Annotated in this window: 25 protein-coding genes; 11 read left to right on the top strand and 14 right to left on the bottom strand. The window is 41.7% G+C overall.

What is annotated here, in order from left to right:
• Positions 1-4 precede the first annotated feature (4 nt).
• The 3 genes from ACQ2HE_RS12585 to ACQ2HE_RS12595 are packed head-to-tail and all read left to right on the top strand — an operon-like array spanning position 5 to position 1,874.
• Complete coding sequence (locus ACQ2HE_RS12585) at positions 5-766, top strand: ABC transporter ATP-binding protein (protein WP_430896408.1); 762 nt, start codon at positions 5-7, stop codon at positions 764-766.
• 14 nt (positions 767-780) lie between these two features.
• The gene (locus tag ACQ2HE_RS12590; protein WP_430896406.1) at positions 781-1,305 is read left to right on the top strand and encodes a YfiT family bacillithiol transferase; all 525 of its coding nucleotides are present in this window, start codon (positions 781-783) and stop codon (positions 1,303-1,305) included.
• 20 nt (positions 1,306-1,325) lie between these two features.
• Positions 1,326-1,874 carry an NUDIX hydrolase gene (locus tag ACQ2HE_RS12595; protein WP_430896404.1) on the top strand — a complete coding sequence of 183 codons (549 nt, stop codon included), beginning with the start codon at positions 1,326-1,328 and terminating at the stop codon, positions 1,872-1,874.
• A 34-nt stretch (positions 1,875-1,908) separates the two neighbouring features.
• Here the strand turns inward: ACQ2HE_RS12595 and ACQ2HE_RS12600 are convergent, their stop codons facing one another.
• The 10 genes from ACQ2HE_RS12600 to ACQ2HE_RS12645 all read right to left on the bottom strand — a co-directional run bounded on the left by ACQ2HE_RS12600 (position 1,909) and on the right by ACQ2HE_RS12645 (position 10,911).
• Positions 1,909-3,198, bottom strand: coding sequence for a bifunctional folylpolyglutamate synthase/dihydrofolate synthase (locus tag ACQ2HE_RS12600; protein ID WP_430896402.1), 1,290 nt, complete (start codon positions 3,196-3,198; stop codon positions 1,909-1,911).
• Positions 3,199-3,297: 99 nt separating this feature from the next.
• Positions 3,298-4,188, bottom strand: a complete 891-nt coding sequence (locus ACQ2HE_RS12605; protein WP_430896400.1) for an SMP-30/gluconolactonase/LRE family protein — start codon at positions 4,186-4,188, stop codon at positions 3,298-3,300.
• 37 nt (positions 4,189-4,225) lie between these two features.
• Positions 4,226-4,978 carry an SDR family NAD(P)-dependent oxidoreductase gene (locus tag ACQ2HE_RS12610; RefSeq protein WP_430896398.1) on the bottom strand — a complete coding sequence of 251 codons (753 nt, stop codon included), beginning with the start codon at positions 4,976-4,978 and terminating at the stop codon, positions 4,226-4,228.
• Positions 4,979-5,113: 135 nt separating this feature from the next.
• Complete coding sequence (locus ACQ2HE_RS12615) at positions 5,114-5,299, bottom strand: hypothetical protein (protein WP_430896396.1); 186 nt, start codon at positions 5,297-5,299, stop codon at positions 5,114-5,116.
• 6 nt (positions 5,300-5,305) lie between these two features.
• Positions 5,306-6,202, bottom strand: a complete 897-nt coding sequence (locus tag ACQ2HE_RS12620; protein ID WP_430896394.1) for a hypothetical protein — start codon at positions 6,200-6,202, stop codon at positions 5,306-5,308.
• 114 nt (positions 6,203-6,316) lie between these two features.
• A complete protein-coding gene (locus tag ACQ2HE_RS12625; protein ID WP_430896392.1) occupies positions 6,317-7,225 on the bottom strand; it encodes a DMT family transporter in 909 nt (302 codons plus the stop codon).
• 35 nt (positions 7,226-7,260) lie between these two features.
• The gene (locus ACQ2HE_RS12630) at positions 7,261-8,562 is read right to left on the bottom strand and encodes a radical SAM family protein (RefSeq protein ID WP_430896390.1); all 1,302 of its coding nucleotides are present in this window, start codon (positions 8,560-8,562) and stop codon (positions 7,261-7,263) included.
• A 10-nt stretch (positions 8,563-8,572) separates the two neighbouring features.
• Positions 8,573-9,193, bottom strand: a complete 621-nt coding sequence (locus ACQ2HE_RS12635) for a hypothetical protein (protein ID WP_430896387.1) — start codon at positions 9,191-9,193, stop codon at positions 8,573-8,575.
• A 114-nt stretch (positions 9,194-9,307) separates the two neighbouring features.
• A complete protein-coding gene (locus ACQ2HE_RS12640) occupies positions 9,308-9,862 on the bottom strand; it encodes a hypothetical protein (protein ID WP_430896385.1) in 555 nt (184 codons plus the stop codon).
• Positions 9,859-10,911 (bottom strand): agmatinase family protein, encoded by a 1,053-nt coding sequence (locus ACQ2HE_RS12645; protein WP_430896383.1) that lies wholly within the window; start codon positions 10,909-10,911, stop codon positions 9,859-9,861. Before ACQ2HE_RS12645 ends, ACQ2HE_RS12640 begins: the two co-directional genes overlap by 4 nt.
• A gap of 173 nt (positions 10,912-11,084) precedes the next feature.
• Here ACQ2HE_RS12645 and ACQ2HE_RS12650 point away from each other — a divergent pair, with 173 nt between their 5' ends.
• The 3 genes from ACQ2HE_RS12650 to ACQ2HE_RS12660 all read left to right on the top strand — a co-directional run bounded on the left by ACQ2HE_RS12650 (position 11,085) and on the right by ACQ2HE_RS12660 (position 15,569).
• Positions 11,085-11,504: a cytochrome c maturation protein CcmE gene (locus tag ACQ2HE_RS12650; protein ID WP_430896381.1), complete on the top strand. Its 420-nt coding sequence runs from the start codon at positions 11,085-11,087 to the stop codon at positions 11,502-11,504.
• Positions 11,505-11,512: 8 nt separating this feature from the next.
• Positions 11,513-13,942, top strand: coding sequence for a cytochrome c biogenesis protein CcsA (gene ccsA / locus ACQ2HE_RS12655; RefSeq protein ID WP_430896379.1), 2,430 nt, complete (start codon positions 11,513-11,515; stop codon positions 13,940-13,942).
• 970 nt (positions 13,943-14,912) lie between these two features.
• Positions 14,913-15,569 (top strand): DUF4294 domain-containing protein, encoded by a 657-nt coding sequence (locus tag ACQ2HE_RS12660; protein ID WP_430896377.1) that lies wholly within the window; start codon positions 14,913-14,915, stop codon positions 15,567-15,569.
• Here the strand turns inward: ACQ2HE_RS12660 and rfaE2 are convergent.
• From rfaE2 to panC, 4 genes are read right to left on the bottom strand one after another with little or no spacing between them, the layout of a single operon-like run.
• Positions 15,566-16,060 (bottom strand): D-glycero-beta-D-manno-heptose 1-phosphate adenylyltransferase, encoded by a 495-nt coding sequence (gene rfaE2, locus ACQ2HE_RS12665; RefSeq protein ID WP_430896375.1) that lies wholly within the window; start codon positions 16,058-16,060, stop codon positions 15,566-15,568. The genes ACQ2HE_RS12660 and rfaE2 overlap by 4 nt on opposite strands.
• Complete coding sequence (locus ACQ2HE_RS12670) at positions 16,032-17,045, bottom strand: lysylphosphatidylglycerol synthase transmembrane domain-containing protein (protein WP_430896373.1); 1,014 nt, start codon at positions 17,043-17,045, stop codon at positions 16,032-16,034. The genes rfaE2 and ACQ2HE_RS12670 overlap by 29 nt, the downstream gene beginning before the upstream one ends.
• A 40-nt stretch (positions 17,046-17,085) precedes the next feature.
• A complete protein-coding gene (gene panD, locus ACQ2HE_RS12675) occupies positions 17,086-17,430 on the bottom strand; it encodes an aspartate 1-decarboxylase (RefSeq protein WP_430896371.1) in 345 nt (114 codons plus the stop codon).
• A 30-nt stretch (positions 17,431-17,460) separates the two neighbouring features.
• Entirely contained in the window at positions 17,461-18,312 is an 852-nt protein-coding gene (gene panC / locus ACQ2HE_RS12680; RefSeq protein ID WP_430896369.1) for a pantoate--beta-alanine ligase, read from the bottom strand.
• A gap of 125 nt (positions 18,313-18,437) precedes the next feature.
• Between panC and ACQ2HE_RS12685 the strand changes: the two genes are divergently transcribed.
• The 5 genes from ACQ2HE_RS12685 (at position 18,438) to rlmB (ending at position 23,451) form a co-directional block, all read left to right on the top strand.
• Complete coding sequence (locus tag ACQ2HE_RS12685) at positions 18,438-19,250, top strand: glycogen/starch synthase (RefSeq protein WP_430896367.1); 813 nt, start codon at positions 18,438-18,440, stop codon at positions 19,248-19,250.
• A gap of 37 nt (positions 19,251-19,287) precedes the next feature.
• Positions 19,288-20,733 (top strand): DUF4270 family protein, encoded by a 1,446-nt coding sequence (locus ACQ2HE_RS12690; RefSeq protein ID WP_430896365.1) that lies wholly within the window; start codon positions 19,288-19,290, stop codon positions 20,731-20,733.
• Between the two features lie 66 nt (positions 20,734-20,799).
• Positions 20,800-22,080 carry a methionine adenosyltransferase gene (gene metK, locus ACQ2HE_RS12695; protein WP_430896363.1) on the top strand — a complete coding sequence of 427 codons (1,281 nt, stop codon included), beginning with the start codon at positions 20,800-20,802 and terminating at the stop codon, positions 22,078-22,080.
• A gap of 59 nt (positions 22,081-22,139) precedes the next feature.
• Complete coding sequence (locus ACQ2HE_RS12700; protein ID WP_430896361.1) at positions 22,140-22,703, top strand: NUDIX domain-containing protein; 564 nt, start codon at positions 22,140-22,142, stop codon at positions 22,701-22,703.
• Positions 22,684-23,451 (top strand): 23S rRNA (guanosine(2251)-2'-O)-methyltransferase RlmB, encoded by a 768-nt coding sequence (gene rlmB / locus ACQ2HE_RS12705; RefSeq protein WP_430896359.1) that lies wholly within the window; start codon positions 22,684-22,686, stop codon positions 23,449-23,451. Before ACQ2HE_RS12700 ends, rlmB begins: the two co-directional genes overlap by 20 nt.
• Positions 23,452-23,460: the final 9 nt, after the last annotated feature.

Raw genomic sequence — 23,460 nt, forward strand, 5'->3', positions numbered from 1 at the left:
GGCTATGAAAGAAACAATCATCTCTGTAAAAGATCTGAAAAAAAACTACGGCCAGTTTGAAGCTGTAAAAGGTATTAGTTTCGACGTTTTTAAAGGTGAAATTTTTGGTTTACTAGGTCCCAATGGAGCCGGTAAATCGAGTACACTTGAAATTATTGAGACCTTGCGTTCCAAAACATCCGGAACAGTGATTGTTGACGGATTCAATTTAGATAAAGATCCCAACGAAATAAAGAAGATCATCGGTGTGCAATTGCAAACCTCCGGATATTATCCGGGCTTGAACTTAACTGAGTTGATCCAGCTTTTTGCAGGTCTGTACAATGAAGTGGTTGATGCCAAAGAACTACTCACCAAAGTGAATTTGGTTGACAAAGCCAAAGCCAAATACAAAGAACTCAGTGGTGGACAAAAGCAACGTTTCTCCATTGCTACTACTTTAATCAACAAGCCTAAGATCATCTTTCTTGATGAACCCACTACCGGATTGGATCCTCAAGCCCGAAGAAGCTTATGGGAATTGATCCAACAGATCAGAAACGAAGGAACCACGGTTATCATCACTACTCACTATATGGACGAGGCCGAGGTATTGTGTGATCGGGTGGCTATTGTAGACTCCGGTAAAATTGTGGCTTTGGATTCACCCGACCAATTGATCGATCACTTGGTGGCAACCGGTTTTGAGCGCCCCAAAGAAGTGAAAAAGGCAAATCTGGAAGACGTGTTTATTAGCCTAACCGGCAAAGCATTACGCGAAGACTAACTAACCCTTTTAATATGACTGATCCTCGGTATCCCATCGGGAAATTTGAACCCCAACCTTATTCTGATAAACAAAAAAGAGAATGGTTACAAGACATTCAGTTTTTACCCGGTTTATTGGAAAATGCAATTGAAAATTTGGACGAAGCCCAATTTAATACACCTTATCGTGACGGTGGTTGGACAGTTCGTCAATTGGTACATCATGTGGCTGATAGTCACATGAACGCTTATATTCGTTTTCGCTTGGGCTTAACTGAAGACAATCCTACCATCAAGCCTTACGATGAAAATGCATGGGTGATGCTAAACGATATCGAGAAGGTTCCCATCAATATTTCAATTACCCTGCTGTATACTTTGCACACGCGTTGGCACGCCACCATTTTGGAACTTACCAAAGAACAATGGGAGCGTACTGTTTTCCATCCGGCTTCACAAAAACAAATGTCTCTTTGGCATCTGTTAGGAATGTACGCATGGCATGGTAAACACCATGTGGCTCATATTACATCACTCCGCGAACAGAAAGGTTGGTAATAATGGATGGCTCAAAAAACATGAATTGGAAAACAGTTTCTTCCGATTATCTTTTTAAGGATGAATGGTTCACTGTTCGCAGAGATACCTGTGAAAGACCTGACGGAAAAATTGTGACTCCATACTACGTATATGAGTTTCCGACATGGGTAACGGCACTTGCCTTTACCAAAGAAGGTAAGATTGTGTTGGAGCGACAATATAGACATGCCATTGGTGAAACTTCTTTTGAATTACCCGGCGGCTGTGTGGATGCTACGGATACAAACTTGCAAGAGGCAATCGCAAGAGAATTGGAAGAAGAAACCGGCTATCATTTCAACGAATACATTTATTTGGGAAAAACCTGCTGCAATCCTTCCACCAATAATAACTGGATGCACATGTTCATCGCTAAAGGCGGAGAACTAAAGAAAGAACAATCACTCGACGAGAATGAAGACATCGAAGTTCATTTACTTGAACTCGATGAACTAAAAGAAATTCTCCAAAAGGGGGAGATCATTCAGAGCATGCACATTACCACTATTTTTTATGCTTTTCAGCATCTGGGAATTTCCTTGCATTAAGAGCAATAGGATTACTTGCTCCGGTTCTACCGTATCATAGTTCAACAGCAGCTACCAAGAATACGCTGCCGCAAATCAAGATCAGATCATCTGCTCCGGCCGATGCTCGTGCAGCATTTATGGCGTCTTTCAGAATGGGGTAGTGGTTTCCTTCCAGATCATACTGTTCGGCTTTTTGTTTCAATTCTTCTGAAGGCAAGGCTCTAGGAATGGGGGCTTGTGTGAAATAGTAGTTAGCGGAATTAGGTAATAGTGAAAGCACTTTCTGAATATCTTTATCATTCACCATTCCAATAATCCAGTGAAGATTATTGAAGCGAAGACCGGCTAGCTGTTCCAATATTTGTTTAATTCCGTCCTCATTGTGCGCCACGTCGGCAATGATACGCGGGTTTGTACTCAACTGCTCCCAACGACCTCTCAGCCCTGTTAAAGCAGCCGCTTGTTGCAACCCTTCTTTGAGTGCTGTTTCTGAAACCTCCCAACCTTTCATTCGCAAAAGATTAATGGCGGTAAGTACCGTCCGAAGGTTTTTTGCCTGATAATGTCCTTTCAAATCAAGTTCAAATTCCAGTTCTTTATTGGTGGCCAAACTTTTTAAGGTGATTCTTGAATAGGCCCCTGCATCTTGAATGGAAACGATATCGAGTTGTTCTTCAGCTAATATCAATTTTGCGCCCACCGTTAGTGCGCGATCTGTAAATACTTTCAGGGTTTCTTTCGTGGTTTCCCCAACTACTGCAGGAATGTCTTCTTTAATGATGCCCGCTTTTTCAAATGCAATGGATTCCAAGGTATTACCTAATAGGTTCATGTGATCCCAGCCAATATTGGTAATGACAGATATTTCGGGATTAATGATATTGGTACTGTCGAGCCGCCCTCCGAGCCCAACTTCAATAACGGCAATGTCTACCTGCTCATTAGCGAAATATTCAAAGGCTAAGGCTACCGTTGCTTCGAAAAACGAAGGTTCGATGAGGTCGAATTGCGGCTTAATATTCTCTACAAAGTCGATCACTGCTTTCTCTGCTATGGGTTCGCCGTTGATTCGTATGCGTTCTCTGAAGTCTTTTAAATGTGGTGAAGTATACAAGCCTGTTTTATAACCTGCTTTTTGAAGTACTGCTGCCAGCATATGACTGGTGGATCCTTTCCCATTGGTGCCTGCCACATGAATTGACTTAAACCGGTTTTGGGGGTTTCCAATTGCTTCGCAAAGGGCGATGGTATTGTGCAAGTCTTTCTTATAAGCTGCAGCTCCAATTCTACTGAATAATGGGAGACGGCTATACAGGTATTCTATCGTTTCGGTATAATTCATTGAAGTGGCAAAGCTAGGAAAATAGCCCCGATAAAGTGAAGCTTACATGTACGATTGAATTTTTCAAAGATGCGATCAGGGAATGAATCGTTGGCGGATTTAAACTTGAAAAGGTGTAAATGCGAAACCCTTGTACCCGCTATTCTTAACAACAAAAAGGCAACCGGCTAGTGGTTGTTCTTGATGCGCTTCCGCCGATAGCCCGGTGCCGGCTGTAGTGATATAGAGATCGTTCCAATCCCTCCCGCCAAAGCAACAGGAGGTCACCCTTGCAACGGGCAAATGGATGCTGTGCAGTTTGTTTCCGGTGTTAGGATCCCAACGAGCCACTTGCCAACCATCCCAATGTGCGATCCATAGCATGCCTTCAGAATCGATCGTCATTCCATCGGGGTAGCCTTCTGATTGTGGAATGGTTATCACCACTCTTTTGTTTCCAATAGAACCGGTTTCAAGATCGAAGTCGAATGCCCACACTTCATATGTAGGGGTGTCAATAAAATACATGGTTCGATGATCAAGACTCCAGGCCAGTCCGTTTGAAATGGTTATGCCGGGTATCTTTTGTTGAAGTCCACCCGCTAGGGTAAATTGATACAAACTGCCGGCACCAGTAGTTTCATGAACACACATAGAGCCGATCCAAAATCTTCCTTTTGGATCGCATTTGCCATCGTTGAATCGATTGGAGGGTTGGTTCGGTTCCGGTCCGCTGAGCCATTGTTTTTCGCCGGTCTCTTGGTTGAAAATCAGTAAGCCATTTTGCAGTGCCGCCAATAATCGACCATCTGTACAAACTGCTACTGCGCCAATCAAATCCTTTGTTTCCCAATGCATGTGTTGGTGAGTGACACTGTTCCAAGAATGAATGGTTCCCGCTAGAATATCGACCCAATAAAGGGTTTGTGTATTTTCATCCCAAACCGGACCTTCTCCTAGTTGGCAAGGGTGTGAAAGTACGAGTTGGGGATTCGAGGGCGTTTCAGACATGCTTTATAGAAAATAAGAAATGAGGAATTGTGGAATACTACTCGTAAGGTGAAGGGCTTACACAGGTCCAACCGCCGTCTACTACCAAACTCTGCCCGGTAATATGTTTTGCTTCATCAGAAACAAGAAAGAGGGCTGTGTTGGCAATGTCTTCAACACTGGCAGCGCTGCCCATAGGGGTGATCTTGGCCCAAGTAGAAGCGTAGCTTGCATCTAAAAGTGTTCTTTCTGTGGCGGTAGCTCCCGGCGCCACGCAGTTTACATTGATCTTGAATTCAGACAGCTCTGCAACTAAATTTCGAGCAAGCATTTCAAGCGCGGCTTTACTCATACCGTAGGCAGCCAGATTTTTATGGGCTTGATGTCCGGTAACGGACGACATAAAAAGCAAGCTTCCTCCCAAACCTTGTTTTTTCATTTGAATGGAAGCGGCTTGAGCAAGAAAAAAGCTGCCGCTAAGATTTACTTCCATAACTCTCGCAAAGGCTTCCGGAGTGTAGGTGAAGAAATCGCCGAATAAAGTAATGCCTGCGTTGGCAATAGCAATGTCAAGTCTTCCAAAATTAGAGACTGCAGCTTGAATCATTTTTTGAATGACGGCTTGATCCCCTGAATCTCCGGGTACTGCTATGCAAGACCGTCCAATTTCAGAGGCTGCCTTTTGAGCGAGGGATTCGTCCACATCGTTTAAGATGATAAGGGCGCCTTCTAGGGCTAATTTCTTGCAGATGGCGAGGCCGATACCTTGTCCGGCTCCTGTTACAATGGCTACTTTATTTGCAAACTTCATACAACAGCATCGTTTATTGAATCTTCAATATAGATCTCTTGTTGTAAGGTAAGAAGAAAACAGGTTGTTTTTATAAAGGGCTTTTAGAAGATGGAGCGGATGAATTTGAGCGAGGTTCCGTACAAAAACAGCCGTTTATTTTCTCATATTTTTGATGAAAATGAACACTGCGGTGAATGCCCCCAGCAGTTGGGTAAAAAATCCGATGGCAAAGCTTTTATCGGCGTAGGAGAGGTGGTGTATTTTGGCCCAAAATCCTAGACCAATAAATACAAAACCTGCAATGATCATCAAAATAGGAACCTTGTACGCGTAAATCATGTGGTGCTAATTCTTCAATTTGAAGTTGAAGATAATAGTTCCCGTTGATTCTTGCGAACCTGCATTAAATTTTACTTGTTTTGCTTTGGCGAGGGCGATGCTTTTATAAGAAGGATCTGATGTGGTAGATCCTTTGGGTTGAAAACTTACATTGATTACATTACCCGATGCGTCAACCGTAATATCAACCGCTACTTTCGCATTTTCATTGAATTCATCTTGAAAGCTCGGTACACGGATAATGCCACGACCTTGAAGCCCCCTTGATATGCTGATACCTCCGCTGCCTCTGCCACCACCCGTATAGTTTTTAGAATCGGGATCACCTCCGGGTCGGCCTTGATCACCTCTACCACCTGCAATACCTTCACTTCCGCCTTTTTTGTATGAGTCGGCTTCATTGCCGCCTGTTCCATTACCATTGATTCCTCCAAACACCGCTTTGGGCTTGGGAACAACCGGGGGAGCAGGTGTAGGAGCCGCAGGGGTCTTTACAGGTTTCGCTTTTACTGCTTCCTTTTCAGGCACCTTGGTAGCTTCCGGTTTGGGTTTTACCACCGGTGGCTTTTTTATTTCAGGTGCTTCAGCGTCTTTATCATCTGTACTGATATCTTTTACTTCTTCCTCGGGTTGATTGGTTGGGGTGGGAGGAGTGTACTGTTGATTGTTAGGAGCCGGGCTACCCGGTTCAAGAGGTTGGTCATCACCTAAACCAGCATCGCTGCTTCCGAGATTAACTTCCAATCCTTCTTCTACAACAGGTTGCGTAAAACCGCCCATGGGGAATTTATACAAAATGAAAAGCATCAAAAGGAACACCGTAATACCAATGGTATACGATCCTGCTTTTACATTTTTTGACCGTTCAAATTCGGAGTCTAACATGTGTACTTGATTCTGCATGCGAATTTAATCTTACTAGGGTTTGAAAACGAAGCCTTCTTTTCAACAGATGTGATTATCAGTACAATAATGATGCAAATGGGTCAAAAATGCATTCAGTAAAATGTTAAATTCTTAGGGTTTGCGAATATTAGCGATAATCAGGCCACCGATCACTAAAATTCCACTGATCCAGTGCACCGCCTGAATCGATTCTCCCAAAAACAAAACAGCCTCAATACTGCTAAAAATGGGGATCAAGTTCCCGAACAAAGCAGTTCGTCCGGCTCCCAGTTTACTGATACTGGCATTCCAAAATAAAAAGGATAAAACAGAGTTTCCGGCTCCTAGATAAAGAATTACACCCGCCAAAGACCAACTCCATTTAATGGGTGCTGCATACTGGTGCTCAATAACAAAGGCGGGAGCCAAAAGGAGCGTCCCTATTAAAAAAGTAATGAATAGAAAATTAAGTGGGTGAATAGTAGCAGGCTTCTTTCTTACCATTACATTGTAAACAGCGAACGTAAATGCGGCAGCCAAGATCCACGCATCCCCTAATGAGAAATGGAATCCCATGAGTCGTTCCCAACTGCCTCTACTAAGCAAGTAAAGAATGCCGATGATGCAAATTACAATTCCCACCACTCTGAGTTTGGTGAGCTTCTCTTTAAGGAAGATGCCGGCCAAAATGATCGACATAATTGGTGAAGATGTGGTACCAATCAGTGCTAAGTTCACGGCAGGTAGGTAACGACCTGCTACATAAATAAGGGTATTATAGACTGTGATTCCAAAGATCGAAACGATCAATAAATACTTCCAATGTTCTTTGTTGAGCTCTTTTTGTTCGATACTATGCTTAAGTGCAAAGGGAGCCAAAATCAAGGTACCCGTTGTCCATCGAAAGAAAGCGAGGCTCACCGGTGGGATCTCATGTATAACCCCTCTTGCCACAACAAAATTCCCCGACCAAATGATCGTAGCTAGCACAGCCAGTACGATTCCTTTGAGCAGTTCTTGTTGGTTGTATTGTTGCGACATGCTGATTTTTAAACTAGTATAAGTTTTACTTTATATTAATAATGAGCAAAATCGGCCGTATAATTACCTTTAATTCTCTCTATAGGTGGATTGAAATATCCAAACTTCACATTCGGAAATTCTTCACGAATCAAATCCATCAATTGATGGATTCCAAGTAAATCGCCTGTTTCCGTTACACCTATTTTACCCAAATACCAATCGGGATCGATATTGAAATTTCTCCATTGAATCATGCTAAGATCTGTATCGCGGATCAATTTTCTCAATGCTTCATATTCTTCCATGGTATCGGTCATACCGGGGAACACAAAGTAATTAATACTGGCCCACCCTCCATTCTTACGCACTACTCGTAAGCTTTCAACGATGTCTTCGAATTCGTAGTTATTGGGTCTGTAATAAGCGGTGTAGATATGCTTTTGAGCAGAGTTTAAACTAACGCGAATGCTGTTCAACCCTACTTCGCATAATTTCTGTACCGCATCGGGCTTCGACCCATTGGTGTTGATATTGATGCTTCCTTTTGAAGTATGTTTTCTGATTTCTATGATAGCTTCTCTGATGGTTTCCCACATCAAAAGTGGTTCACCTTCACAACCTTGGCCAAAAGAAATAATTGGGTATGGCGCTGTTTCCAAGTGAGGCACCGTGAATTCTACAATCTCTTCAGCAGTTGGTTTGAAAGTGAGTCGATCTTGAGTAGATACAATTGACTCCTCCTGTGGTTGAAATGAAATACATCCTATACAGTTGGCATTGCAAGCAGGAGAAGAAGGTACCGGACATTCCCATCGACCCATGGCAAAATTACGTGCAGCCGGGCAATGATAGGTTCTGCAACAATTTTCCATTAGGTGCTTAATCAATCTGTTATGCGAGTATGCTTGAAGTAAATTTTCAGTTCCATCGGCAATTACTTCGGAATCGTATCCGGCACATTCTTGGCGAATATCCTGTTCAATTCGAACGGCAGGAACATAGAATTTGTCGTCCCACCATCCCACAGCGGTATAACAAAAAAGCGGAAGTGTGGGGGCTTCTTCAGATGTTTCGAAAGCTGCCAAATAGAATCCTGTATGCGCAGGGGGGATGAAAGCGGCAACAGCCCAGCCTTTTTCACAGAGGCGCATTTCTCCCGTTTCAACGTCAATGCCTATCCCTCTTCTGCCGGGAAGTTCATACAAATTTCCTCCATCGGGAAGTTCAATGAATAATGAGGGATCAATAGGGGCTGCTTCCCAACCGCTTCTGCCGGTTACGAATAAGCTGGTGTCTTCGAAAATGTTTCCTTTCCCGTCGCTATATAGTACAAAGGGGCTGTTTTCTAATGCCATGTGTAATTCATCAGGGGCACCTCAACAGTGAATTCTGCATTTCGGTCCCCAAGTAATGGCGGCAAAATTCGTGAATTTGATCCAGTTCTTCGAATTCCAATTGCTCAGAAAGCTCGAAATGATGAACTTTTTTGTCAGCACAATGAATTTCAATGGAATGATAGTCGGCTTTGAGGTGGTTTATTTTAGCCCAAATCAAGAAACTAGACTGTGGTAGTCCGGGAATGGTTATGCCCGTATGGTGGATTCCAACCTGTTCTTCCAAACGAATGGTGCGTTCGCAGTAAAAGATATAAGCAAATGCACCCGCGAGAACAAGGTTTAAAGAAGCCGAAAAATAAGAAGGTTCGAAGAATTGATAGAGTGAGATTCCGGCAAAGAAGCCAATTTCGAAAATTCGAAAGGCAATATTTATTGAAGTAATTTGATAAATAATGCCCTTAAATACAAAGAGAATCAATAAGATATCAAGAGCGATGAATAGCAAAGAGCCACGATAGATCCAACTCGCCTCTATTGCCATAAAGGCGTGGGTTGAAAGCAATACTGCAGCTAGTAGGTGAAGAAGGTTGCCCTGTCTTCTCAATTGCTCGAAAGAAGGATGTTTTACCGGTAGTGCCATTCCATTCATGAGCCGAGGTGTTGGTTAGACCAATTAGATGCAGAATTTTGAATAATCCATAGAAGAATTAATAGTTGGTAATTAATAGTTAATAGTGAAGGCGGGAGTATAGGTAGGAAATAGCTATGCGTGGGCAGCTTTGATACGTTGGGTGCAGTAGTCGTTAAATTCATCTTCGTCACCATCATCGTCTTCGTCGTCCTCCACCTCCAATTGATGAACTTTATTGTTCTTGTAGTCGAGTGTGAGGATACCGTCCTTTAGGATGATGTTATTGAATTCGGTCCAAGGAAGGCGTTTCTTGAAGAGGTTATTGATCAGTACATGTTCGTCTGAAAATCCTATTTCAATGGAGTACTTTGCTTGATACTCTGCAAAAGCCAATGCAATGAAGAGAAAGAAGATCCAATTCATGAAAGGCATTTTCATCCATACCAGTGCGGCAATCAGCAGCGCTCGAGAATAATGAACTTTGCGCCCTTTTCTCAATTCAAGGAAATTCCAAACCAACACAACTGCTACGCCAATACTTCCTAATAGGAATGGGAGATTGTGATCGGGATTTGAAATTATTTGTTGAATAAAGAATGCAATACTTATGATACTCAGTAGATTGCCGAAAATATTATAAGCGAGTGTTTGCTTGTTCTTGATGGCTACTACGAATGGATAGATCATGCTTCAAGGTGGTTACTTGCGACCAGTAAATTACACATTTTGAACAATACTCTGGCACCTACATTCGCGTCCCATTCGTTTTCACTTACTCCAATTTCAGTTAGGTCGAATCCAATAATAGTGCGCTTCGACTGAATGATTCGCTTCAACAAATAAAAGATTTGATCTGCTTCAAATCCTCCCGGAACTGGAGTGCCTGTAGCCGGACATAATTTTGGATCCAAGCCGTCGATATCAAAACTTATATACACTTGCTGTGGTAGTTGAGCTACAATTTCATCCGCAATTACTTTCCAACTATCCCCTTCGTAGGCTCTCTCTTTCAAGTTCTTGTCAAAATAAGTAATTACTCGATCAGTGTGTGATTGAATGTAGGCCACTTCTTCTTCGCAATAATCGCGAATGCCAATTTGAACGAGTTTTTCTACTTGGGGAATTTCTTCTAGTACATTGTACATGATGCTTGCATGACTGTACTGGAAGCCCTCATAAGATTTTCTAAGGTCGCAATGTGCGTCAATTTGTAGAATTCCAAAACTACCTTTTGTTTCTCCCAAAGCCTTCAGATAGCCAAATGGAGTGCTATGATCACCTCCTAACAAGGCCATCAATTTGCCTTTCTTTAAAATCTCAACGGCATGCTCATACACCCAGTTATTCAATATTTTACTCCCCTCATTGATTTCTTTGAGTGATTTGCACATGAACTGGTTTTTGTTCACGTCTTCTCCCTGTGAAATATAATCGATGTAGAGTTCTGCTTCTTTTCTGAGGTAATCGCTCTTCATCAAAATCTTCTTATCAATTCCTTTGATAAAGAAACCTTCTTTCCAACTGATCGGACAATCGGCATCAAACAAATCTACTTGAAGGGCTGCCTTCACGATGTGATCGGTAGCGCGAGCGGTTCCAGCTGTATAACTTACAGTCACTTCCCAAGGAACGGGAAGGATAATGAGTCGTGCTTCGTCCTCCTGGAAGGGCAACCCGAAAATGTTGTTATTGGGGTTACTGGCACTATTTGGGTTAAATTGCGAGAGGTCTGTCATGATTCAAGCTGCATATGAAAACGCGGTGCAAGTTAGTGCAGTACGTGAAACGGTCAAAAAATTGTTCAAAATTGCCATTTGTGGAATGTTTATTGCTTTTTTAACGAATAAAGGACTCAGGTCACCGTAATCTGCCTCTTTTCTACTTAAATTTGTACCCAATTTGGTTAATTATGAAGAAGTTGCATCTTGTTTTGCTTGTAGCGATTGCCGCAGTTATCACTATCTTATTGAGTTTCATGGGCGATTTGAGCACCTACGAAACCCTGGCAACTGCCAAATTGAAAGAAGGCAAAACCGTTACGGTGATTGCCAAACTAGACACCAATTACAAACCTGCTATCATTTATAATCCGCTTAAGGATCCTAATACTACCACCATTTATGTGAAAGATTCGCTCGGAAATGCGGCCAAAGTGGTTTACCATTTTGAAAAACCCATGGATATGGAGAAGAGCGAACGCATCGTGTTGAAAGGTAAAATGAAAGGAGATGTGTTCGACATCACTTCAAAGGACGGAATCCTTATTAAATGTCCTTCTAAATACAAGGACGATCCAAAAGCGGCTAGTAATAATCTCACTCAAAACTAAGTGCTGCTATGAATTATATTGGAGAACATCTTTTGCCGGGTCAACTCGGCTTTTTCTTTTTAATACTTTCGTTTGTTGCCGCCGGAATGGCTTGTTTTGCATACGGGAAAGCCGCCCAAACCGAACATTTAGAAGATAGCAAGAGCTGGAGAAAACTGGGCAGGGTCTTTTTCATCATAGATGCGGTGTCTATTTTTTCCATCTTCGTTATTATCTACACACTTATTTCCAAGCACTACTTCGAATACTATTATGTTTGGAATCACTCCGATAAGTCACTCGACCCGAAATACCTTTTAAGCAGTATTTGGGAAGGACAGGAGGGTAGTTTCCTATTATGGATGTTTTGGCATGCAGTGCTCGGATTGATTCTGATGAAAACGTCTAAGAAATGGGAAGCACCAGTATTAAGTGTGGTTTCTTTTGCACAGTTCATTTTAGCCAGTACGATCATCGGTATTTATATTTTTGATGTAAAAATTGGAAGCAATCCTTTCTTGCTAACGAGAGATAATTTCGGTGATTTGCCTGTTTTTCAAAGAGCCGATTATTTAACACTACCTCGATTTCAAGATGGAAATGGCTTGAACCAATTGCTGCAGAATTACTGGATGGTAATTCACCCGCCTATCTTATTCCTGGGCTTTGCTTCTACCTTGGTTCCTTTTGCATATGCGATCGCCGGACTTTGGAAAAAAGACTATGGTGGTTGGAGCAAAGACGCATTGCCTTGGGTGAGTTTCTCAGCCGGTATTTTAGGTTTAGGAATTATGATGGGAGCCAAATGGGCTTATGAGAGTTTGAACTTTGGAGGCTATTGGGCATGGGATCCGGTTGAAAATGCTTCTCTGGTACCTTGGTTGATTTTAGTGGCCGGATTGCATACCCATGTGGTATACAATTCAACTGGTCATTCATTGAGAGCTACTTATTTGTTTTATATCCTGAGTTTTGTATTGGTACTTTATTCTACTTATTTAACAAGAAGTGGCGATCTTCAAGATACTTCTGTTCACGCGTTTACCAATTTAGGAATGAACTGGCAGTTGCGATTGTTGGTATTCGTTTTTCTAATTCCTTCCTTCGTCTTATTCTTCATGCGGTACAAGAAAATACCACATATTGCCAAGGAGGAAAACTCTTGGTCGCGCGAATTCTGGATGTTTATTGGAGCTTTGGTGTTATTTCTTTCAGCCTTGGCCGTAATTGTTCCTACTTCATTCCCGATTTTCAATAAAGTATTTGGAACCAATTGGAATATTGGAGAAGATAAGGAATTCCCATACAATAGAATTCAAGTATTTGTTGCTGTTATAATTGGGCTGTTAACTGCCATCACTCAGTTCATGAAATACAAGCAAACCGATAAAGGGGCCACGCTAAAATCATTGTTATGGCCAACGGTTCTTACGGTTGCAATCAGCACGGCTAGTTCTGTATTTGGCGCCATTAACTACGATAAATATGGTATTGGATTCCTGATTGCCATTCATTTGGCTTTATGGGCTTCTATTTATGCTGTAATTGCCAATGCTGCCTACATATGGGTTGGGTTGAAGGGTAAGATGAAAGCTGCCGGCGCATCTGTAGCTCATATTGGATTTGGAATGTTTTTAGTGGGAGTATTGATTTCGTCGGCTAAGAAAGAAGTATTGTCTATCAACCACTTGAACCCCTTGAATTTTGGCGGTGAAACGAAAGAGAAAGGAGAGGAGAACCTAACCATGTTCCAAGGAATCAAAACGGATATGGGCAGCCATTGGGCTACTTATGAAAAAGACTCTACTACTATGGGAGGCAAATACATGTTCTTCCATATTGCGATGGAAAATAAAAAGTCTGGAGAGAAGTTCACGTTATATCCTGATTTGATCAAGAACTCAAAAGGTCAAGAAGGATACTCTAACAATCCTGACTCGAAGCATTACCTCACACACGACATTTTCAGTTATGTGAACTATGCGAATAAAACCAAAGAAGGGGAAGATACGGCTCAATTCAGAGTGGAGACGGTTAAATATAAAGACACGCTTTATTATTCTTCAGGGTTCATGATTTTAGATACTGTTGGTTTCCGATTGGAAAACAATAGAGTGGAGTTTACCGAAAAAGACACTGCCATTGTAGCTAAGCTAACCGTTGTTCCGTTTAATTCAAGCAAAAAACTCACGGCTTATCCTTACCTCACGTTCAACAACAACAGTATCGAATACGTTCCTGATACAGTAATTTCTCAAGGATTGGCGATTCAATTTAAGCGTCCAACCGATTTAACCCATTTTGACATTGGAGTGAAAGAGTCTTCCAACTTAACCCCCTTCATTGCATTGAAGGTGTTGAAGTTCCCATTGATCAATTTTGTATGGTTGGGAATTGTGATCATGATTGTAGGGTTTGTGATGACGGTGAGAAGGAGAATGAGATTAATTAATAATTAACAATTAATAATTAATAATTGGGGCAGAAAGAGAATGCGAGATTTTTTGATTAATGCGTCCTGTAATTACGCTTCTGGGATGATCAAATAAAAAGTTGGGTGATACACCTAAGGACCACCGTCGATTTATCGCGGTGGTTTTGTTTTTGGAAGTACCTTTAGCCACGCGATTTATCGCGTGATGGCAATTAAGAATTAATAATTGGAGCACGCTGTGAAGGCGAGATTTTAGAATACAGGTTAATAAGTTGGGTGATACATCTAAGAACCACCGTCGATTTATCGCTTGATTTCAATTATTAATTCACTTAATTATTAATTAGTTTAATTATTGATTCCCCTCTGTTCTTTCTCTGTCTTTCCTCCTTCTTTTTTCTTTACCGCAGCGTCGCAGCGTCCTTCGACTGGGCCTTCGGCCCGCTCAGGACAAGCTCGCAGCGATTACGCAGCGCTGGCAGTCACCCTGTATTTCATTCCCACATTCACAAATCTTCACATTCACGAATTGGCTGCTTTCCTCGTTTCCTCGTTTCCTCGCTTCCTCTTTTCCTCGTTCCTGTATTCCCCCTTGTTCTTCCTCCTGTTCTTTCTCTGTTTTTCCTCCTTCTTTTTTCTTCACCGCAGCGTCGCAGCGATTTCGCAGCGCTGGCAGTCACCCTGTATTTCATTCCCACATTCACAAATCTTCACATTCACGAATTGGCTGCTTTCCTCGTTTCCTCGCTTCCTCTTTTCCTCGTTCCTGTATTCCCCCCTGTTCTTCCCCTTCTTCCTTCTCTGTATTTCCTCGTTCCTGCTTCGCGGCTGTTTCATTATTAATTATTAATTGTTAATTATTAATTGAATTATTCCAAGAACCGATGTTTTTTCAGACCTATCCCGTTGTTTCACAAAACCTTAGCATTCAGGGCGGTTACTTTTCTGTTGTAAACCGTATACATCTTGGAGAATAAATCGTAATTTTCTTACTGATGCGTTTGGCGGGTTTACTATACAGGTTCCTTTTAGTGCTTATCGCTTGGTGCTGTTTAAACACGGCACAGGGCCAAACTATTCCAGATTCTGTTCTCAAGAGAATTCCACTTCCTGAATTGGGCCCTAACGACACGATCCCTGTAGCTGCCGAAGTTTATCAAAACAGCGAAATTGTCCCGTCTCAAGTGATGCCCTGGATTTGGATAACAGCACCCTATCCAAAACGATTGTGGGAAAAGAGGAAAGAATGGACCCGTTTGCGCAATGCTGTTTATGTAACCTATCCATACGCAAGAAAAGCAGGCATGATCATCAACGATATTAATGCGCATTTGGCCAAAATCACCGATAAGAACAAACGTAAAGAATACATTAAAACCCGTGAAAAGGAACTGAAAAAGGAATTTTCCGATCCACTAACACAGCTTTCCATTTATCAAGGTAAGGTTTTAATGAAGCTGATCAACCGTCAAACAGGAAACAACTGCTACGATTTGATTGCAGAATACAAAGGGAATTTCTCTGCACATTTTTGGCAAACAGTTGCTTTTTTCTTCAATAGTAGTTTGAAGCAGCCTTATGATGCTCAAGGAGACGACAAGGTTATAGAAGAGATTGTGAAAGAAGTTGAAAAGATGTACGGAATTGGCTAAGACTTGTGCTGAATTTTACCAATAATCCCGGTAGTAGAAAAGCCCTCAACGATGGGGTTAATAATGACCTTTCCTCCATTCTCCATTACTTCTTTTGCGCCTACTATTTGGTCAATAGTATAATCACCCCCTTTCACCAATACATCGGGTTTCAAGCTGGTAATGAGATTTAATGGTGTGTCTTCTTCAAAAATCACTACTAAATCTACCATAACAAGAGAGGCCAATACCAGGGCCCTCGACTGTTCATCATTGATGGGGCGTTCCGGCCCTTTCAAGCGTTTGGTGGAAGCATCTGAATTTACCCCAACAATCAGAAATTCAGCTTCGTGGGCGGCTTGACCGAGTGAGAATATATGTCCTCTGTGAAGAATGTCGAAACAACCATTTGTAAAGGCGATTTTCTTATTGAGTACTCTCCATTGAGAAACAGTTCTGATAGCTTGTTCTAAAGGCTGAATCTTATGTTGTATGTGTTGTGTGTTTCTCATGCTTTTTTTTGTTGAGTTGCGGCAGCAACATTAGGGATACAAAACCAGCAAACAAAATTATGAAAAACTGGACGGTCCACATCAGCCAACCAAAGGCAATGCCTAAGCTCGGACGAAGACCGTAAAGTTGCATGGTTTCTTGAACGAACAAAGGGTAGGCGCCCAACCCACTTGGGGTAAATATCATGGCAATGGAGCCGGTGGAAAGAATCGAAAGGGAAGCGTTCAGCCCATAATGGTCGGTTTCTTCCAGTGCCCACAGCCCTAACTGAACACTCAATAGATACATAGCCCAAATAAACACCGTATGGAAAATAAACAAGCCCTTCCGCTTCACGTATCGGATACTGGTTAGGCCATTCAATATTCCCGTTAAGAGTCCTTTTATCTTTAATATTACAGGAACATGGGTCCATTTATTCAATAGAAATCGAAGTAAAAGAACCATGCCAACGATTGCGACGAGGTAAAAAAGCAAACTGTTCCAACTCAAATGGCTGTTTACTTCGCTCAATTTAACTTTTAAGTGGTTCCCGATCGTTTTAGCTTGAATTAGAAACGTAAAAACAAAAACAAGAACAAGGCATACCGCATCAAAAGCGCGCTCAGCTACAATAGTACCCAAGAGTTTATCAGCCGGAACTTTTTCGTACTTAGACAATATGGTGCACTTAAGAACTTCGCCAAGGCGAGGTATGGCCAAATTTGCGAGGTATCCAATAAGAACAGCCATATAGGTATTCTTGATCCCGGGTGAATAGCCCAAGGGTTCAATGAGCAGGTTCCAACGAGCAGCTCTGCTCCAATGACTGGCAAGCAAAGACAGTGTAACAGGAAGAATGATTAAATAGCGTGCATTTCCAAAAGCCAGTTTGATGTCATTCCAATCATCGTTAGTGAGTTTGCGAAGCGACCACCATATCAGAAAAACGCCAAATCCCAAGAATAACAAGTATTGCAAGATATTTAGCAAACGTTTTTTCATTGGTCCTTTTTAGAATGTTACACAATCTAAACAAAACCGATTACAATTTATTGCCTTCTTTAGGGAATACGATGAATGGCTTAAATGTTTTTGCTTGTTCGAAATCCATAGAAGCATAAGAGATAATAATAATAGTATCTCCAACGGCTCCTTGTCGGGCGGCAGGTCCATTCAAGCAACAAACTCCGGATCCTCTTTTACCTTTGATCAAATAGGTTTCAATCCTACTTCCATTGTTTACATTTACGACCTGAATTTTTTCAAATTCAATCATATTGGCTGCTTCCATTAAATCTTCATCAAGGGTCAAACTTCCTACATAGTGAAGATTAGCTTCCGTAATTACGGCACGGTGAACTTTCGACTTAAGTATTTCTATGGTCATGTTATGAATTTCGAATGGCAAAAGTATAGATTAGCGAGATGAAACGATCATATTGTCGATAAGTCGAACATCATCGATGTATGCAGCAATCAAGATAACTAAAACATCTGTTCCGTTCCATTGATCGGTTTCTGATAAATCGTAATAGTTGCAGACTTTCAAATAATCAATTTTAAATCCGGCCTTTTCTAGAATAGAACACGCTTCTTCTGTCAATGTTTGAATCGGTCCCGGCTTTAACGAGGAATTTATATAGTTTAGGGCTTGATAAATGGCTGCGGCTTTTTGTTTTGCAACTTCTGATAAGCGCATGTTTCTAGAACTCATGGCAAGCCCTGAAGGTTCTCGAAGCGTAGGACAGGTCACTAGTTTCACGGAACTATTGGTGAGTTCAAGAAGACGGGCTACAACTCTGCATTGTTGAAAGTCTTTTTGCCCCATAAATAATTGGTGGGGTTGAACGGCCATCAGAAGGCGGTTCACTACCTGGCATACTCCCTGGAAGTGTCCGGGGCGGGAAGGTCCTTCTAGCACATCTGCCACTTTCCCCAGATCGTAATGCTCGAGTTGCTGTGTTCCGGAAGGGTAGAGGTCACTAACTTCCGGTAAGTACAAAACTTCCGTTTGAAGCGATTCGAGGAGAGCGATATCGCTTTCTATTGTTTTAGGATACTTAGCAAAATCGGCAGTATCGTTAAACTGAGTAGGGTTCACGAAAATGCTGCAAACCGTTAATTTACAATGTTTTTTGCTTTCTGAAATCAGCGATGCATGACCAGCATGAAGCGCCCCCATGGTGGGCACAAAGCCTATGGTAGCACCTTGATTTACTTGCTTTTGCAGGAAATTGGACAGGTCTTTTTGATGCTTGAAAATGATCATTTTTTTTGTATTTGGGGCTTCTGATGAGTAGCTCAGGCTAAATCAGGTAAAAAAACCTTAACTTTGCAGGCCTTTTGGAGTTTCCGAGGCGTGAAAGTAGGGCCCATTCACCAATCTGAAAAATAATGCAGACAAAGAAAAGAATTTTATTTATTGCTAACGAAATGTCCCCTTATTTGGAGTTGACAGAATTTTCGGAGATCGTAAACAAGTTGGCAATTAAATCGAATGATAGTGGTTACGAAGTGCGCTGTATTATGCCACGCTTCGGGGTGATCAATGAAAGACGTCATCGTTTACATGAAGTGGTTCGTTTATCGGGTATTAATGTATCGGTTGAAAACGATGATTTCCCACTTCAGATCAAAGTAGCTTCCCTGCCTAATGCACGCCTTCAAGTATACTTTTTAGATAATGAAGACCTATTCAAAAGAAAACATATATTTCATGATGACGAAGAAAAGTGGTTCGACGACAATGGCCTGAGAACAATTTTCTTTTGTAAAGGAGCACTTGAAACCGTTAAAAAATTTGGATGGCCGCCCGACATTATCCACTGCAGCGGATGGATGACAGGTTTGATTCCATTCTACCTTAAGTCGGCGTATAAAAAAGAACCCGTATTTGCTCACAGCAAGGTAATCTATACTATTGGAGCCAACAGCTTTAAAGAAAAGTTAGGAGCTTCATTCCTGAAATTGGCTAAAATTAATCCCGTGATCAAAGACAAAGATCTGGAGCCATTCAAAGATTCAAACAATTTGGGAATGATGAAAGGCGGCGCTTCTTATGCAGACGCTATCACATTCGGAGCTGAAAAAACCGACAAAAAGTTGGTTGAAGAGTTCGGAAAAGTGAAAGGGAAAAAGATCTTGAATTTCAACCCCGAAAGCGATTTAACAGACTATTTACAATTGTATTCCGACCTTGTAAAGTAGTTTTGAACATTAGTATTCATTTTAATCAGCCCAACTCGTGAAGTCAAAAGTAAAGGCATCTTCCATCGTTTTAATCGGTTTATTGTTTACGTATTTCTCATGTAAGAAAATCGACACTACTGAAATCGGTGGTGATCTCATTCCTGCTGTTGATAATGTTCACACCTTTGATACGGTTCTTGATGTAATTACTGACAATCAGTTCTTGGATGACTCTGCCCGTATTTTGCGCGCAGAATTGCATGCTTTAGGGGTGATTGACGATGACCTTTCGTTTGGTAAAACAAAAGGGCAAATTTACTTTACGCCGGCACCTGAAGGCTGGGGTACGCACCCATTCCCTAAAAAGGACAGTACGCTGATCATTGATTCCGTGGTATTGGCTTTATCTTATTCAGGTGTTTACGGAGATACCAATGCCGTAGAACAATTTGAGGTTTATGAAATGGATCGTGATGCTTTGTTTTACAACAATATTTATGGTTACAGAACCGATACTGCAGACGTGTTTGTAGAGCCGGGTTTGTTGGGAAGCAAGCTGGTGAATTTTACAACATTAAATGACAGTGTATTCGATAAGCGTAAAAGAGATACCGTTAAAACCACGAATCAATTACGCATTCAGTTGGATAAAACATTGGCCAATCGTTTCATAGGTTACGATACCGCAAATGCTTATAAAAGCGATAGCCTATTTCGCACCTACTTCAAAGGCTTAGCCGTTCGAGTGAACGAAGGTGCTTCTACAAAGAGAACAGGATTGGCTTATTTCAATTTGGCCGGGGATAATACACGTCTTTTGTTTTATTACCGTGTTCAGAATGGATCAGCAATAACGGACACCCTTGTAGCATCGTTTGGTTTTTCTGCAATCAATTTCGCCAATTCGAATACCATTAGGAGAACTTTGGCACCGGAAGCCAATACTTATCTAACCAATGGGTTACCAGCCGATGACAAATTATTTATTGCCGCAAGTCCCGGAACGATGGCTACCATCAGAATCCCAGGCTTGAAAGGACTTCCAAATGCGATCATCCACCGAGCTGAATTGAGTTTTAATGTAGTACCTACCACTCAAGATGCTTTGTATACCCCACCGGGGCAGTTATTCTTAGATGCTTCTGACACTGCTAATAAAAGAATCATTACCATTCCTTACGATTTTAATTATGCCAATGATTTTGCCACATTAGTTGGAGGTAAAGTAAGCAATGGCGTATACCGTTTCAACTTGGCACGTTATGTTCAAAGTGTAGTAACACGTAAGGAGAGCGATTACACCTTGCGTTTGAGCGCACCTTGGAGAACCAATGCAAGTCAAGTTAGTGGAACAAGTGTAGTTACGCCTTATCCTCCGGCATCGAAAACAGGGCTACAAATCAATAACCCGATAGCGGCGGGTAGAGTTGTTCTCTACGGAGGAAACAATGCGGATGCCACCAAAAAGGCAAAACTTCGCATTATCTACACAAAAATTTAAGATTTGCAGATTCCTATTATCTTTGCACTTCAATTACTATCCCATTTAATTTATAAAATCTAAACAATGCCTTATTTATTTACTTCTGAGAGTGTTTCTGAAGGCCATCCGGATAAAGTGGCTGATCAAATTTCAGACGCCCTTATTGACAATTTCCTGGCTTATGACCCCCAATCAAAAGTAGCTTGTGAAACCCTGGTAACTACCGGTCAAGTTGTATTGGCTGGTGAAGTGAAGTCTAAATCGTATTTAGATGTTCAGGATATTGCTCGTGAAGTAATTCGCAATATTGGATATACCAAATCTGAGTACATGTTTGAGGCTAACTCTTGCGGTATTCTCAGTGCTATTCACGAACAAAGTGCCGACATCAACCGTGGTGTTGACCGTTCGGTGAAAAAATTAGATTTCGAAGCTAAAGCAAACGCTCAAGGTGCCGGTGACCAAGGTATGATGTTTGGTTATGCCACAAAGGAAACGGATAACTATATGCCATTGGCGCTTGACCTCGCTCATAAAATTCTTCAAGAATTATCTAAAACCCGTCGTGCAGGAAAAGAGTTGAAATACCTCCGTCCCGATGCGAAGAGCCAGGTAACGATTGAGTACAATGACCAAAACCAACCGATCCGTATTGATACCATCGTTGTATCTACTCAACACGACGATTTCGATACCGATAAGAAAATGTTGGATCAAATTCGCAAGGACATCATCAACGTGATCATTCCTCGCGTTAAAAAGCAATTGAAACCTTCTTTGCAGAAGTTGTTCAACGATAAAATCACTTATCATATCAACCCAACCGGTAAGTTTGTAATTGGTGGACCACACGGTGATACCGGTTTAACAGGTCGTAAGATCATTGTTGATACCTACGGTGGTAAAGGTGCACATGGTGGTGGCGCTTTCAGTGGTAAAGACCCCTCTAAGGTAGACCGCTCAGCTGCATATGCTACACGCCATATTGCAAAGAACTTGGTTGCTGCCGGTGTTTGCGACGAAGTATTGGTTCAAATCTCTTATGCTATTGGTGTGGCAAAACCTTGCGGTTTGTACATCAATACAAACGGTACAGCAAAAGTTAACCTAACCGATGGTGAAATCGCTCGTATTGTTGAGAAAGTGTTTGATATGCGTCCTTACGCTATTGAACAACGTTTGAAATTGCGTAATCCTATTTATAGTGAAACAGCTGCTTACGGACACATGGGACGCGAACCTAAAACCGTAACCAAAGTATTCAACAAAGGAAAAGACAATGAGAAGAAGGTAACTGTTGAATTGTTCACTTGGGAGAAGCTCGATTATGTGAGCAAGGTGAAAGCAGCCTTCGGAATCAAATAATCAAAAGACCTTTTATAATTAAATCCCGGTTCCTTTCCGGGATTTTTTATTTTTATGGTATGAATGAACAGCACAATCCTTGGACCGTATTGAGCGAAGAGGAAAAATACATCAATCCTTGGATTCAGATCATTGAGTACAAGGTGTTGAACCCTTCGGGAGGCCCCGGTATCTATGGTAAAGTTCATTTTAAAAACAAAGCGATCGGGGTGATTGTATTGGATGAGGAATTGAATACCTGGCTAGTAGGTCAATATCGATTTGTATTGAATCAATATTCTTGGGAAATTCCGGAGGGTGGCGGAACATCCTCTGAAACTCCATTGGAAACGGCAAAACGGGAATTGTTGGAGGAAACCGGATTGAAGGCAGAGCATTGGCGAGAACTTCAACACATGCATTTATCGAACTCGGTATCGGATGAATTTGGAATCTTGTTTTTGGCTACCGGGCTCACGCAGCATGCTGCCGAACCCGAGGAAACCGAGCAATTAGTGGTTAAGAAAGTACCGTTCGAAGAGGCGTATCAAATGGTTAATCAAAACATTATTACTGATTCTCTATCGGTAGCGGCTATACTAAAAGTAAAATTAATGTTGTTAAATGGAGAAATTTCATCATAAACCGGCACCTAAAAAAAGCCAGCTGATCATTGGTCGTCAGCCACTAGTGGAGGCCTTGGAATCAGGAAGGTCGATTGATAAGATATTGTTTCAAACGCAGGTTAGCGGTCCATCAATTGGCGACATTCGCAAGTTGGCGAAAGAACGCAACATTCCTATTCAACAAGTTCCCGCTGAAAAACTACATTCATTAACCAAGGCCAATCATCAAGGTGTAATAGCGTTTGCCGGATTGGTTTCTTATATGGATTTGCAAGAAGTAATTGATCATGTTGTGAGTGAAGGAAAGAATCCATTGTTTGTGATGCTTGATGGGGTAACCGATGTTCGAAATATCGGAGCGATTGCGAGAACAACCCTTTGTAGTGGTGGACAAGCTTTGATCATTCCCGATAAAGGGGTAGGGGCTCTGAATGAAGAAGCATTGAAATCTTCAGCCGGAGCGTTGGAAAAAATCCATGTTTGTAGAGTAGGAAGTTTGATGAAAGCGGTTGATACGCTGCACTTGAACGGCATTAAAGTTTTTGCAGCCGAAATGACGGCCTCTAAACCTGTATACGAAGAGGATTTTAAAGAGCCTTGCTGTATTATTATGGGAAGTGAAGAGAAAGGAGTGTTCCCTCCATTAATGAAGATATGTGATGCGAATGTACACATACCCATGACAGGCGATTTTGAGAGCTTAAACGTATCGGTAGCAACCGGTATGATTTTATACGAAGCCATGAAACAACGGATTCTTCAATAAATTCAAAGG

It is taken from the genome of Endoryza foliicola (assembly GCF_050589245.1).
In the GTDB taxonomy this organism is placed as follows: domain Bacteria; phylum Bacteroidota; class Bacteroidia; order Chitinophagales; family Chitinophagaceae; genus Endoryza; species Endoryza foliicola.

Excerpts from the sequence above, each read along its gene's own strand:
- ACQ2HE_RS12585 (WP_430896408.1), top strand. The coding sequence starts at position 5 with ATGAAAGAAACAATCATCTCTGTAAAAGATCTGAAAAAAAACTACGGC.
- ACQ2HE_RS12590 (WP_430896406.1), top strand. The coding sequence starts at position 781 with ATGACTGATCCTCGGTATCCCATCGGGAAATTTGAACCCCAACCTTAT.
- ACQ2HE_RS12595 (WP_430896404.1), top strand. The coding sequence starts at position 1,326 with ATGAATTGGAAAACAGTTTCTTCCGATTATCTTTTTAAGGATGAATGG.
- ACQ2HE_RS12600 (WP_430896402.1), bottom strand. The coding sequence starts at position 3,198 with ATGAATTATACCGAAACGATAGAATACCTGTATAGCCGTCTCCCATTA.
- ACQ2HE_RS12605 (WP_430896400.1), bottom strand. The coding sequence starts at position 4,188 with ATGTCTGAAACGCCCTCGAATCCCCAACTCGTACTTTCACACCCTTGC.
- ACQ2HE_RS12610 (WP_430896398.1), bottom strand. The coding sequence starts at position 4,978 with ATGAAGTTTGCAAATAAAGTAGCCATTGTAACAGGAGCCGGACAAGGT.
- ACQ2HE_RS12615 (WP_430896396.1), bottom strand. The coding sequence starts at position 5,299 with ATGATTTACGCGTACAAGGTTCCTATTTTGATGATCATTGCAGGTTTT.
- ACQ2HE_RS12620 (WP_430896394.1), bottom strand. The coding sequence starts at position 6,202 with ATGCAGAATCAAGTACACATGTTAGACTCCGAATTTGAACGGTCAAAA.
- ACQ2HE_RS12625 (WP_430896392.1), bottom strand. The coding sequence starts at position 7,225 with ATGTCGCAACAATACAACCAACAAGAACTGCTCAAAGGAATCGTACTG.
- ACQ2HE_RS12630 (WP_430896390.1), bottom strand. The coding sequence starts at position 8,562 with ATGGCATTAGAAAACAGCCCCTTTGTACTATATAGCGACGGGAAAGGA.
- ACQ2HE_RS12635 (WP_430896387.1), bottom strand. The coding sequence starts at position 9,193 with ATGAATGGAATGGCACTACCGGTAAAACATCCTTCTTTCGAGCAATTG.
- ACQ2HE_RS12640 (WP_430896385.1), bottom strand. The coding sequence starts at position 9,862 with ATGATCTATCCATTCGTAGTAGCCATCAAGAACAAGCAAACACTCGCT.
- ACQ2HE_RS12645 (WP_430896383.1), bottom strand. The coding sequence starts at position 10,911 with ATGACAGACCTCTCGCAATTTAACCCAAATAGTGCCAGTAACCCCAAT.
- ACQ2HE_RS12650 (WP_430896381.1), top strand. The coding sequence starts at position 11,085 with ATGAAGAAGTTGCATCTTGTTTTGCTTGTAGCGATTGCCGCAGTTATC.
- ccsA (WP_430896379.1), top strand. The coding sequence starts at position 11,513 with ATGAATTATATTGGAGAACATCTTTTGCCGGGTCAACTCGGCTTTTTC.
- ACQ2HE_RS12660 (WP_430896377.1), top strand. The coding sequence starts at position 14,913 with ATGCGTTTGGCGGGTTTACTATACAGGTTCCTTTTAGTGCTTATCGCT.
- rfaE2 (WP_430896375.1), bottom strand. The coding sequence starts at position 16,060 with ATGAGAAACACACAACACATACAACATAAGATTCAGCCTTTAGAACAA.
- ACQ2HE_RS12670 (WP_430896373.1), bottom strand. The coding sequence starts at position 17,045 with ATGAAAAAACGTTTGCTAAATATCTTGCAATACTTGTTATTCTTGGGA.
- panD (WP_430896371.1), bottom strand. The coding sequence starts at position 17,430 with ATGACCATAGAAATACTTAAGTCGAAAGTTCACCGTGCCGTAATTACG.
- panC (WP_430896369.1), bottom strand. The coding sequence starts at position 18,312 with ATGATCATTTTCAAGCATCAAAAAGACCTGTCCAATTTCCTGCAAAAG.
- ACQ2HE_RS12685 (WP_430896367.1), top strand. The coding sequence starts at position 18,438 with ATGCAGACAAAGAAAAGAATTTTATTTATTGCTAACGAAATGTCCCCT.
- metK (WP_430896363.1), top strand. The coding sequence starts at position 20,800 with ATGCCTTATTTATTTACTTCTGAGAGTGTTTCTGAAGGCCATCCGGAT.
- ACQ2HE_RS12700 (WP_430896361.1), top strand. The coding sequence starts at position 22,140 with ATGAATGAACAGCACAATCCTTGGACCGTATTGAGCGAAGAGGAAAAA.
- rlmB (WP_430896359.1), top strand. The coding sequence starts at position 22,684 with ATGGAGAAATTTCATCATAAACCGGCACCTAAAAAAAGCCAGCTGATC.